The 12,362-nt window shown below is 70.6% G+C and carries 9 protein-coding genes; 7 read left to right on the top strand and 2 right to left on the bottom strand.

From position 1 onward, the window contains the following. Positions 1-14: 14 nt before the first annotated feature. The 3 genes from D7X99_RS43390 (at position 15) to D7X99_RS01210 (ending at position 4,757) form a co-directional block, all read left to right on the top strand. Entirely contained in the window at positions 15-623 is a 609-nt protein-coding gene (locus tag D7X99_RS43390) for a hypothetical protein (RefSeq protein WP_233613031.1), read from the top strand. Between the two features lie 132 nt (positions 624-755). Further along, entirely contained in the window at positions 756-3,962 is a 3,207-nt protein-coding gene (locus tag D7X99_RS01215) for a TonB-dependent receptor (RefSeq protein ID WP_121776080.1), read from the top strand. A 42-nt stretch (positions 3,963-4,004) separates the two neighbouring features. Further along, positions 4,005-4,757, top strand: a complete 753-nt coding sequence (locus D7X99_RS01210) for a hypothetical protein (RefSeq protein WP_233613030.1) — start codon at positions 4,005-4,007, stop codon at positions 4,755-4,757. Here the strand turns inward: D7X99_RS01210 and D7X99_RS01205 are convergent. Next, entirely contained in the window at positions 4,729-5,442 is a 714-nt protein-coding gene (locus tag D7X99_RS01205) for an HAD family phosphatase (RefSeq protein ID WP_120577663.1), read from the bottom strand. The genes D7X99_RS01210 and D7X99_RS01205 overlap by 29 nt on opposite strands. Before the next feature lie 212 nt (positions 5,443-5,654). Between D7X99_RS01205 and D7X99_RS01200 the strand changes: the two genes are divergently transcribed. The 4 genes from D7X99_RS01200 (at position 5,655) to D7X99_RS01185 (ending at position 8,704) form a co-directional block, all read left to right on the top strand. Then, entirely contained in the window at positions 5,655-7,298 is a 1,644-nt protein-coding gene (locus tag D7X99_RS01200) for a sigma 54-interacting transcriptional regulator (RefSeq protein ID WP_121776078.1), read from the top strand. A gap of 6 nt (positions 7,299-7,304) precedes the next feature. Continuing rightward, complete coding sequence (locus D7X99_RS01195) at positions 7,305-7,688, top strand: hypothetical protein (protein WP_233613029.1); 384 nt, start codon at positions 7,305-7,307, stop codon at positions 7,686-7,688. Between the two features lie 141 nt (positions 7,689-7,829). After that, on the top strand, positions 7,830-8,207 hold the full coding sequence (locus D7X99_RS01190; protein ID WP_233613028.1) for a hypothetical protein: 378 nt from the start codon (positions 7,830-7,832) through the stop codon (positions 8,205-8,207). A gap of 137 nt (positions 8,208-8,344) precedes the next feature. Next, entirely contained in the window at positions 8,345-8,704 is a 360-nt protein-coding gene (locus D7X99_RS01185; protein WP_147475986.1) for a hypothetical protein, read from the top strand. A gap of 5 nt (positions 8,705-8,709) precedes the next feature. Here D7X99_RS01185 and D7X99_RS01180 read toward each other — a convergent pair whose 3' ends face one another. Beyond that, the gene (locus D7X99_RS01180; RefSeq protein ID WP_121776171.1) at positions 8,710-12,246 is read right to left on the bottom strand and encodes a serine/threonine-protein kinase; all 3,537 of its coding nucleotides are present in this window, start codon (positions 12,244-12,246) and stop codon (positions 8,710-8,712) included. Positions 12,247-12,362: the final 116 nt, after the last annotated feature.

The following is a 12,362-nucleotide window of genomic DNA, read 5'->3' as shown; positions in this document are numbered from 1 at the left end:
CCGGGGGGAAGGCCATGGACACGACAAAGCAGCAAGAAGCCATGACGCCTTCCGCCGAAGAATTGCTCGCGATTGCTCGTCTCTACTGGGGCTCTGACCTGGCCTATGTCTTCCGTCAGGAGCCCAGCCCCGAGGATCTTCGCTACCAAGCCCTCTGGGAGGAGAAGGATGTGGAAAGGCCCCGCTGGGGGGCCTTCGTGAAGACGCTTCGAGCAGCGATTCCCGATTGCGATGCCTGGGACTACGCGCCGGGCCTGGCGAACCCCAGCTTCTGCGTGCTGGTCTACCCGCATCAGGAGCAGCACATGATGCGCCCGCGGATCACCTGGACGGTCGCCGGGTACCTCAGCATCCTGGCCCCCCTCTACACCGTGCACTGCGTTCGCCGGGTCTTCCTGGGGAAGCACCTCATGGAGTCGAAGGTCTTCCTCGGCCCCGTCCCGCTGGAGCTGCAAGGCATCGCGGACACCGTCGCACGACACATCGAAGCTGAGTTCGGCGCCACCGCCCTGCCGCTCGAAGTCGCGCAGACGCCTGTTCCCCTCTACGTCAACTTCATGAAGCCGCCGGAGACCACCCTCTTCCACGCGCTCTTCACCTCCGAGCCCGGGAACATCCTCTGAGCTTCCTCCCCGGGGCCTGACGCAGCGGGCCAGCCTTTTTCCGCTCTGGCGGCAAAGTCTTTTTGATTTGGGCTGGTGGATTTCTCACGTTTTGCGACAGAGTTCGCCGCCTTCGCCGGGAGGGGCGCAGCCGTGTCCAGACGAATCCGTTTCATCCGTGGGCTGTGGCTCATGGTCGTGTTGTGGGGAGCCGGGGCCTGGGCCCAGGGCAACTCGGTCATCACCGGGACCCTGACGAACACACTCGACAAGAAGCCGCTGGTGGATGTCGTGGTCACCGCCACCTCGCCCCAGCTGCAGGGCGAGCGCACCGTGCTCTCCGACAAGAGCGGCCTGTACCGCATCCCCCAGCTTCCGCCGGGCACGTACACGCTGCGCTTCGAGGCCCAGGGCTATCAGCCCTATGCCCGCGACGGCATCTTGCTGAGAATCGACCGCACCATCCGCTTCAACGCGGAGCTGGCTCCGGACTCCCTGAGCTCCGACGTCGAGGTCGTCGGCTCTCCGCCGACCCTGGACGTGGGCTCCAGCGCCGCGGGCGTCACCGTGGACCAGGACTTCATCCGCAACATCGCCGTCATCCGCCCCGGCACCAAGGGCTCCGCGTCCCGCTCCTTCGAGGGCCTGGCTGAACTGGCCCCCGGCGCCACCGAGGACCGCTACGGCGTGAGCATCAGCGGCAGCTCCTCACCTGAAAGCCAGTACGTCGTGGACGGCCTGTCCGTGAACGACCCCGGCGTGGGCACGCTGGGCACGCCCCTGTCCGTGGAGTTCGTGAAGGAGGTCAACATCATCACCGGCGGCTACATGCCGGAGTACGGCCGCTCCACCGGCGGCGTGCTCAACGTCGTCACCAAGTCCGGCTCCAACGAGTTCCACGGCTCCGTGTTCGCCAACTACGCGCCCGGCGCATTCCAGACGTCCGGCAAGGAGATTCTGCGCGAAGGCAGCGTCATCTCCGCGCAGGGCAGCGCCCACAACCTGGGCGACTTCGGCTTCGACCTGGGCGGCCCCCTGCTCAAGGACAAGCTCTGGTTCTACGTGGGCGTCGCGCCGTCCTTCAATCGCATCCAGGTGGACCGCCAGCTCAACAGCTACGAGCTGTGCACGGAGGTGGACGAAACCAACGGCTGCTCCGCCGTGGGCGCGCGCCGCAAGAACCTCTCCACCGGCTTCTCCCAGGTAAGCCCCATCGAAGGCAGCCGCACCAGCCGCTTCGCCGACGAGCGCAGCGTGCAGTACCTGGGCAAGCTCACCTACAACTTCAACCCGGACCACAGCCTGTCCGTGTCCGTGTTCGGCACGCCGCGCTCCTCCGGCGGCAGCGGCAAGTATTCCTTCAGCGACGACGGCGAGCCGGAGGTGTGCACCAGCCTGTCCTGCACCGCCTTCGTGCAGGGCGCGTATGAAGCCATCGCCACCCAGCGCAGCAACAGCGCCATGGACATCGTCGCGAAGCAGGCGTCGTCCTTCTTCGACAAGAAGCTGCTCGTGGACGCGACGCTCGGCTGGCACCATCAGGCGGACTCCACCCTCCCTTCGGACGGCTCCGGCCTGGGCTCCGGCGAGGGCCTGTCCGCGAAGTCCAACATCGCCTGGCGCCGCACCCGCAACCCGGGGTTCCACACCATCAACGAGTTCGAGACGCTCCCGTACGAGGACGCCTGCGGCACCACGCCCGAGGAGCAGCGGCTGCGTTGCCCCGTGGCGGCCTACTCCACGGGCGGCCCCGGCACCATCAGCATCCAGCGGCTGGACCGAGTGCAGGGCAAGGTGATGGGCACGTACCTGCTGGAGGCCCTGGGTCACCACATCCTCAAGGCCGGCGCGGACATCGAGCGGATGAGCTTCTACAACAACCGCGCGCGCACCGGCCTCACGCCCTGGCAGGAGTGCACCGGCGGCGACTGCTTCTTCACCCTCAACCAGTACGGCTACATGGAGGGCCCGGACCTTCCGGTGTTCCTGCCCAACAAGGAGGGCACCTCCACGTCCACCACCGTGGGCGGCTTCCTCCAGGACAGCTGGTCCGTCCTGGACAAGGTCACCGTCAACGTGGGCCTGCGCTACGACGTGCAGACCATCTACGGCCTGGACGGCGAGGTGGGCCTGCACCTGCCCAACCAGTGGTCCCCGCGCCTGGGCGTCATCTACGACCCGACGCAGAGTGGCCGCGCCAAGCTCTTCGCCAACTACGCGCGCTTCTTCGAGAACGTCCCCCTGGACATGGCGGACCTGTCCTTCCCGCAGCAGCAGCTGCTCTCCGCCACCTATTACGCGCCCCCGTGCAATCCCTCGCGCGAAGAGTCCCTGCTGGGGGACTGCACCGCGGCCAACCGGCAGCCCATCAACAACCGCAGCAGCGAAAGCCCCAACCAGCTCTGGAACGCGCAGGGCGGAGACCGCGTGCCGGTGGACCCCCAGATTCGCGCGCAGTCCGCGGACGAGTTCGTGCTGGGCGGTGAGTACGAGCTCTTCACCGCGAGCCGCCTGGGCGCCACGTACACCCGGCGCTACCTCAACGACGTCATCGAGGACATGAGCCGCGACGACGGCAGCACCTTCTTCCTGGGCAACCCGGGCAAGGGCTACTCCACGGACTTCCCGCTGGCGAAGCGCGAGTACGACGCGGTCAACCTCTACTTCCAGCGCGCCTTCACCAACGGGTGGCTGGCCCAGGGCAGCTACACCTGGTCCACCCTGCGCGGGAACTACTCCGGCCTGTTCCGCGCGGACACCGGCCAGCTGTCCCCCAACCTCACGCGCGACTTCGACCTGGTGTCGCTCACCGTCAACCGCGAGGGACAGCTGCCCGGCGACCGCACGCATTCCTTCAAGGTGTTCGCCGCGAAGGAGCTGGTGCTGGGGCCGAGCACCAGCATCAACGTGGGCGGCAACTACCGGGCGCGCTCCGGCACGCCGCTCAACTACCTGGGCGCGCACCCGCGCCGCAGCGGTTCGGAGACGTTCATCCTGCCGCGCGGCAGCGCGGGCCGTCTGCCCTGGGTGCACGGCGTGGACGGGCACGTGGGCCTCAACCAGCGGCTGGTGAAGGACTACGTCCTCACGGTGTCCCTGGACGTGTTCAACCTCTTCAACTTCCAGCAGTACACGGACGTGGACCAGACCTTCACCACCACGCGCGTGTACGCCATCGAGCAGGGCGGCAAGCCGGACGACCTCACCGCGTGCCTCAACGCGATGAGCAAGGACTGCAAGGTCATCTCCACCACCACGAATGAGCGCATCGCTGTTTCGGACATCAACCCCAACTTCAAGCGGCCCACCGCCTACCAGGCCCCGCGCTCCATCCGCCTGGGCGCGAAGCTCAGCTTCTAGGCCGGAACGCCCATGAGGACCTACGCGATGAAGCTTCGTTGGATGGCAGTGAGTGCGGGACTCGCGGCGGCGGCCGTCGCCGTGGGCGCGTGTGGCAGCGAACCGGAGGCCGAGTGCGTGGTGGCGCGCGCCGTGGCGGAGGGCTCCACCGGCTCGTTCGCCGCGACGTACCAGCTCAAGCCCGGGCAGAACCCGGACAACGTCTGCGCGCGGCTCAAGCCGGAGCCGCTGGGGCTGCAGAAGTTCTTCAGCCAGGACCCGGCCGCGCCCGACACCGTGGGCGTGCGCAGCGCGCGGCTGGGCACGCTGCTGGAGTCCTTCAAGGCCCGACTGTCGGAGGAATCGAAGGCCTCCGCCACCGCGGTGGGTCCCTTCACCTCCGCGACGCCGGGGGCGGACCACTTCTGCTCGGTGCCGGCGTTGTCGCCCACCCGGCTGGAGGTATCCGCGGCCACGGCCCCCGACGGCGGCGCGCTGCCCGCGCAGGACTACGGCTACGCGTGGAGCAACCTGCGCATCTACAACACGCCGGAGATTCCGGGGACGCAGTTCACCGCGGACCTCGTGTACTCGGAGAACGGCTGCACCGCCGAGTACGCCGTGAAGGGCATCTGGCCGGTGATCAAGTGCCAGAACAGCACGACGAAGCTGCCGGACGACGCGCTGTGCGACCCGTACGCGGACTACGACGCGGGCCGGCTGCGCGGCTCCGGCATCAACCCGCTGTTCCCCGTGAAGTGCGACCCGGACGCGCTCATCTGCGTGCTCACGGGTGAGGTGCCGTCGGCGCCGTGAAGCCGTGGCTTCCGGGACGCAGCGCCTGCGGCAGGTCCCGGAAGTCCTTCACCAGCCAGTCCGGCCGCTCGCGCACCAGGACCTCGCGCGGGAACGACGTGGCGACGGCGACACACGCCGCGCCCGCGGCCCGCGCGGCCCTCAGCCCCGCCACCGCGTCCTCGAACACCACGCACGCGTGCGGCGGGACGCCCAGCGCGGCGGAGGCCTTGAGGTACACCTCGGGATCCGGCTTGCCCCGCGACACGTCCGTGGACGTCACGCGCACGGGGAACAGGTGCTCCAGCCCCACGCGCTCCAGGGCACGCTCCGCGTTCTGGGCCAGGGCGCTCGTGCCCAGGGCCCAGGGCACGCCCGCCCGCTTCAGGGACATCAGGTAGGCGCCCACGCCGGGGACGGGGGACACCGGCTCGTGGTCGAGCAGCCGGTGGAAGGCCCGCTCCCGGTCGTCCGTGAGAACGGCCACCTGCTCGTCATCCAATTCCGCGCCGAACCACGCGCGCAGCGTCTCCCCGGCCCGCAGGCCGTTGGTGGCGAGCAGCTGCTCGCGCGTGGGCACGTAGCCCCGCTCACGAGCGAACTCGTCCCAGACGCGGTAGTGCAGTTCGGTCGTGTCGATGACGACGCCGTCCAGGTCGAAGAGGACGGCGCCGAAGACAGGGATGTTCGAGTTCGATGGAGTCATGAAGGTCGCGCTCCCTCTCGAAGAACCACACGGCACGCGCCACGAACCTATTCATCGGATGGGACGCGGGCGTGGCTTCCGCCCCTACCGCCCGTGCCCACCTTGCGAGCAGCCGTGGGGACGGCTCCCCGACGGAGTAGGTAGGAGCGCGAAGGAACGCCGCCTGCCAGGCCCCGGGGCAGCCAGCCCGTTGTAGGCTGCCTGGGAGGTCCATGCCGCCCAAGAACCCCACGAATTTCTCCACCACCGCCGTCCGCACCCAGGGCACGCCCTCCCAGGCCGCCCAGGTGATGCCGGCGTTGACGCTCATTGGCCATGCCCAGCCCCAGCGCATCGGGGAGCGGCTGCTGCTGGACGGGTTGCTGTCCGGAGAGCGCGCGGTGGCCCTGTCCCGCAACGCACCGGACTTCAGCCGTCCGGGGGCGGTGCTGGCACTGCCCCTGGGTGACCCCTTCCTCAGCCGTACACCCGTGCGCTTCGAGGCGGGGACGGACGGCAGCGTGCGGCTGCGGGTGCCGGAGGGCGGGACGCCGGTGTGGGTGGGCAGCGAGCCGGTGCGTGGCGGGCGGGAGTTCCCCGCGGAGGCCCTGGTGGCGGGCGTGCCGCTGGTGCTCGCCGGGCGCGTGGCGCTGCTGCTGCACATGGCCACCGTGCGCGGCGCCAGTGCCCAGACGGAGCTGGCGGGGCTGGGCATGGTGGGCGACGGCGAGGGCATCGTCCGCGTGCGCGAGGACGTGCTCCGCGTGGCCGACCTCCTGGTCCCCGTGCTGGTGCGGGGCGAGACGGGCACGGGCAAGGAGCTGGTGGCGAGAGCGCTCCATGCGCGGAGCCCCCGCCGCGCGGGCCCCTTCGTCAGCGTCAACCTGGGCGCCCTTGCCAAGGACCTCATCGCCGCGGAGCTGTTCGGCGCGGTGCGGGGTGCGTTCACCGGCGCCGCGCGAGACCGGGAGGGCTTCTTCCGCGCCGCCCACGGCGGCACGCTCTTCCTGGACGAGGTGGCGGAGGCGCCCCCGGAGGTCCAGGCGGCGCTCCTGCGCGTGCTGGAGACCCAGGAGGTCTATCCCGTGGGCGCGCAGACCCCGGTGCGCGTGGACGTGCGGCTCGTCACCGCCACGGACGCGGACCTGGAGGCGCACATCCGCGACGGCCACTTCAAGGCCCCGCTGCTGCACCGGCTGGCGGGCTTCGAAATCACCGTGCCGCCGCTGCGCGAGCGCCGCGAGGACATCGCGCCGCTGTTCCTCCACTTCGCGCGCCAGGAGCTGGAGTCCACGGGCGAGGCGGGGCGGCTGAGCTCCTCGGACGCGCGCGCGGAGCCGTGGCTGCCCGCGTCGCTCGCCGCGCGGCTGGCGCGCTCCGCGTGGCCCGGCAACGTGCGCCAGCTGCGCAACGTCGCGCGGCAGCTCGTGATTGGGAGCCGGGGCCTGCCGGGGCTGCGCGTGGATGCGCGGCTGGAGCAGTCGCTGGACGCCGACGCGCTCCCCATCCCCGGACAACCCCTGACCGAGCGGTCGCCCTCCCCTGCCTCGGAGGACACGCCCGCGCCTTCGGAGACGCGCGCACCCGCGCGGCGCAAGCCGTCGGAGGTGAGCGAACAGGAGGTGCTGGAGGCCCTGCGCGCCTGTGCGTGGGACTTGAAGGCCACGGCGGACTGGCTGGGCATCCCGCGCTCCTCCGTGTACGTGCTCATCGACAAGAGCTCGCTCCTGCGGACCGCGCGTGACCTGAGCCCGGAGGAGATCACCCGCTGCTTCCACGAGTGCGAGGGCGACCTGGACCGCATGGTGCAGAAGCTGGAGGTCTCCCGCCGCGCGCTCCATCGCCGCGTGCGTGAGCTGGGATTGGACGCGAGCTGAGCTGGTATGACGTCTGCAATGGCCACGGGCACCATGCCCACCAACACCACCACCATCGACGTCTCCACGACCCCAGTCACCTACAGCCCCAGCCCCGATGTGAAGCACGGCGACAAGGTGGTCTTCACGTTGGGCAACGCGCTCAACGCCACCGCCACCGTGACGTTTCCCGACGGCACCTGCCTCACCACGTCCGGCCCGTACACGCTCGGAGGCCCCACGATGGCGACCGCGCCGCTGACCGTCGCCCTGACGGCTGAGCGCGGGGTCTATTCCTTCGACGTGGACTTCAACAGCGGGCAGGAGTCCCTGGCCCGAAAGGGTCACGAGTGGGACCGGAAGAACGGCGGCATCGACGTGACCAGCGACCCGCCGGAGAAGCGCGCCTGACGAACGGACACGTCAGCTCCTGGACCATGACGTGTCACTGACACGTCCGGGAGCGCGCGTCCGCTGTCGCAGCCGTGAAACATCCGAGCCATCACTCAAGACATGCATGTTGGTACGGGGGCTGCAATGCTGCGCGGACCTATGGCCAACATCACAGTCGACCTCTCCACGGTTCCCGTCACCTACAGCCCCGGTCCAGAAGCGAAACACGGTGACACGGTGGTCTTCTCACTGGGCAGCTACCCTCCGGGCGCGACCGCCACCATCACGTTCCCCCACGGGAACTGCCTCACCATTTCCGCCTCGAACCCGTACCCGTACGAGCTCGGAGGGACCCACGCGCTGGCGACCTCCCCGCTGACCGTCTCGATAACGGCGGTGAAGCGGATCTACGAATTCGACGCGACCATCGACGATGGGTCGAGCACCCGGAGCGAGGACAAGGTCCATCCGCTCAAGCTGGACCGGAAGAACGGCGGCATCGACGTGACCAGCGACCCGCCGGAGAAGCGCGCCTAACCGGCGGACACGTCAGCCCCGGACCGTGCCCTGTCATTGACGTGTCCGGGGTCCTGCCCCGTGTCGCGGCCGTGAAACATCCCAGCGGTGTTCACGGTCCGCGCACTGGTACAGGCGATGCAATGCAGTCCGGGCCCATGGCCCTCATGACAGTGACTCTCTCCCCCAAGGACATCACCTACGACCCGTCGCCGGAGGTGAAGCACGGCGACCTGGTGGTCTTCGTGATGGCTGGTTACGCGGCTGACGCCACCGCGGTCGTGTCGTTCCACCACGATGATTGCTTCACCGCGCGGAGCCCGTTCAAGCTGACCAGCGACAACGCGGTGCCCGTGCCGCTGACCGTCGCCCCCCACGCGAAGCGAGGGAGGCATCCCTTCCAGGTGAGAATCCATTCTCGCAAGGTCCAGGACGACAGCTCCATCGAGGGGCAATCGGACCGCAAGAACGGCGGCATCGACGTGACGAGCGATCCGCCGGTGGAGGTCCGCCGGTAGCGTCCTCAGGGCGTGGGTGCGTCGACCACGCTCTCCGGGGTCGGGGTGCGAAGCGCCACCAGTCCGTCCCTCACCTCGCGCGCCCGGCTCCACCGGGGGCGGGCCGACACCACCGCGTCGGCCAGCGCCAGTCCTCGCGTCAGCCCGGCCGCCGCGTCCTGCCCTTCACGGATGCGCCACCGCGCCCAGGCGCCGTGGAGCTCCGCCGCCGCGAGCCGGTACTCCAGCCTGGGGTCGAGCTTCAGCGCCTCCTCGAAGGCCTCCGCCGCGCGCGTGAACTCGCCGTCCGCCGCCCCGTGGCCCTGCGCCATCCAGCGCGCCCGGACGCCGGAAGCCTCCGCCAGGTAGCGCCAGGCATTGCCCAGGCGCGGGTTCTGCTCGCGGGCCCGGTTCAGCGCCGTCTGAGCCTTCGTCAGGTCCGCCGCCGGATTTCCCGCCTGTGACAGCGTCCACGCCGCGTGGCGCACCCACGCCTTGCCCAGGTTCGCCAGCAGGTCCGCGTCGTCCGGCAGCCGCTTCAGCGCCTCCGAGTAGTCGTCCACCGCGGCGCGCAGCGCGACGCTCGGGTCCTCGCCCTTCGCGAGCTGGAGCTCCGCGCGGAAGACCTCCCACTCGCCCAGGTTGTTGAAGGCGAAGCCCTGCGTGGGCGCCAGGGCTCGGGCCTTCTCGAAGGACGCCTTCGCCTCGTCGAGCAGGGCCTTTGTGTCGCCGCCCTCCTCCGCGCGCAGCTCCGCCTGCCAGAACACCGCGGAGCCCAGCGCGTTGTGGAGCGCGGGCTGCTTCGCGTTGAGCGCCAGCCCCTGCCGGTACAGCGTCAGGGCGCGCTCCAGGTCCACGCTCACGTCCTCGCCCTTCAGGTAGCGGGCTCGCGCGAGCTGCTCCGCCACCTCCGCGCCGTTGAAGCACGCGCTGAAGTTGTCCGGGTTGAGGGACAGGGCCCGCGTGAGCGCGCTGTTCGCGAGGCGCAGGTCGCCCATCGCATCCGGCGCGTTCCGGGCGTCCGCCCGTTTGCGGTACGCGACGCCCAGGTTGATCCACGAGAACGGCTGCTGCTCGCTCAGCTGGAGCGCCGCCTGGTACTCGGCGATGGCCTTGTCCAACAGCGGCAGCGGGTCTCCGCCGCGCGCGGCCTCCGCGTCCGCCTGCCCCTGCCACGCGAGCCCCAGGTTGGCGTGGAACGCGTAGTCGCGGTCCTCCGGGCGCAGCTGTTCGAAGGAGGCAATCGCGAGCTTCAGCTGTCCGCGCGGGTCCTCTCCGCGCAGCTGCTGATAGCGCGCCCACTGGCGATGCGTGAGGGCCCGCTCCAGCGGGATGCGTTCACTCGGCGTGGCCACGGCCTCCGCGGTGCGCAGCGCGGCCAGGGACTTCTCCAGCAGCGCCTCCACGCCTTCCCCGCCCTGGTTCGTGCGCTGCTCCGCGAGCCGGCGGTGGAAGCGCGACACCAGCACCAGCGAGCGGGCATGGTCCGGCGCGGCGGCGAGCGCGCGCGACAGCGCCTCCAGGCCCCGCTCGTAGTGCGGCAGGATGTTTCCCTCGCCGTACAGCTCCATCACCAGCGCGGCCAGCTCCAGCCGCCCCAGCACCGAGTGCACCACGGGCTGGCTCTCCGCCGTGGCGACAGCGGCGGCGTAGGCCTCGCGGCTCAGCGCCAGGTCCGCCTGCGAACCCGCGCGGTCCCCGCCGTTCCAGCGCCGCGTGGCACGCGCGAGCAGGATGTCGCCGCGCAACAGCGGCGCCTCATAGAACCACGGTGACTGCGTGCCCGGCGCGTCCAGCAGCGCCAGCGCGTCCTCCGGGCGGTCCTCGTAGAAGGCGAACAGGGCCTTCACGAACGACGGCGGCGCGGGCACGTCCGGCCCCTCCGCCTGGCGCAGGTACGCGAGCGCCGGGTCGCGGTAGCGCCCGTTCAGCTCCTTGAGCCGGGCCTCGCGCTGCGCGGGGGCTCGGCGCTCCACGTCCAGCAGCAGCTGCTCGCGGTACAGGTGGCCCAGCGTCTGAGCCAGCGCCCAGGCCACGCGGGGCTCGCGGAAGCCGTGCGCCCACGCGGACTCCAGCTTCGCGCGCGCGCCGTCCAGGTCATCCAGCGCGAACAGGGCGCGGCCCAGCGCGTACTCACCGGGGCCCACCGCCTGCTCACCCGCGCGGGCAATCTCCTGCTCCAGCGCGGTCATGCTCGCGCGCAGCGCCTCGCGGTCCTTGCGCGTGTCGTGCAGGCGCGACAGGGCGGAGTAGCGCGCCGAGGACTCGATGCGCTCCACGCGTTCGGTGAAGGCCCGGGCCAGCCGCTCGCGTTCGGCCACCTCGCCGCGCGCGAGCTGCGCCTGCGTGAGCGCGCCCGCCACCACCGCCACCACCGTGCCACCCAGCGCCAGCGCCGCGCGGTGCTTGCGGACCTTCTTGCCCAGCCAGTAGCGCGCGCCATGGCGGGCTCGCACCGGCTCGCCGGACAGGAAGCGCTCCAGGTCGTCCGTGAAGGCGCGCACGGAGTCGTAGCGGAGCGGCCGCTCCTTCTCCAGGCACTTGAGGACCACGGCCTCCAGGTCCTCCGGGATGTCCGGCTCCAGCGCGCGCGGACGCGGAGGCGGCTCCGTCTGGAGCTTCGCGAGCACCTCCTTCTCCGTCCCGCCGGTGAAGGGAGGCTGCCCGGTGAGCAGCGCATATAATGTTGCGCCCAGCGCGTAGACGTCCGCGCGGCGGTCCAGGCGGTGGCCCTCACCGCGGGCCTGCTCGGGCGGCATGTAGTGCGGCGTGCCCAGCACCGCGTTCGGGGTGGTGCTGTCCTCGCGCCAGTCCCGCGCCAGGCCGAAGTCCATCACGAACGGGTTGAAGCCTCCGTCCTCCGTGCGCTCCACCAGGATGTTGCCGGGCTTCAGGTCGCGGTGAACCAGCCCCACGCGGTGCGCGGCGTGCACGCCCTCCGCGGCCTGGCACAGCACCCAGACGCGCTGCTCCAGCGTGAGCGAGTTGGAGAGCTGCCCCAGCGACGGGCCCTCCACGTAGCGCATGGCGATGAAGGCGTGGCCGCGCACCTCGCCCACTTCGTAGACCTCGCACACGCGCTCGTGGCGCACGCGGGCCTGGGCGCGGGCCTCGGACAGGAAGCGGCGGGCCAGCTCCGGGTCCCCGTCGCGCACGAACTTGAGGGCCACGTTGCGGCGCAACAGCGGGTCATAGGCCAGGAACACCTGCCCCATGCCGCCCTGCCCCAGGAAGCGCACGGGCTCGTAGCGGTCCCAGCCGGGCACCGGGAACGAGGGCACGCCATGCACACCCAGCGAGGACGGAATCGCCGTGCCCAGCGTGGCGGCCTCCTGGATGGGCGCTTCACCCCGGTCCGTGACGCCGCGAGCCAGGTCCTGCCGCAAGAGGTCCAGGGTGTCCTCCGTCAGCCGGCCCCGTTCCTTCAACAGCTCCAGGGGCCCGCGGTGCAGGCGAAGGGCCTCCTCGCGCAGGGCCGCCGCCTCCTCGGAGGACAGCAGCCCCTCGTCCAGCGCGAGCAGGACCTCCTCCTCGTAAGACGCTTGATGACCTGCCCCGGGCACGGACGAAGCATACGGGGAAGGCAGGGGGACGCGGGAGCGCCGCCGGAAGGGCGCCATGAGAGGGAGCGAGGGGGCGCTCCCGGGAAGGGGGTAGGCCCTCCCCTCCGGCGGGCTCC

It is taken from the genome of Corallococcus sp. AB032C (assembly GCF_003668935.1).
Lineage (GTDB): Bacteria > Myxococcota > Myxococcia > Myxococcales > Myxococcaceae > Corallococcus > Corallococcus exiguus.
The sequence above is the reverse complement of the archived record's forward strand: the minus strand, read 5'-3'. Positions and strand labels throughout refer to the sequence as shown.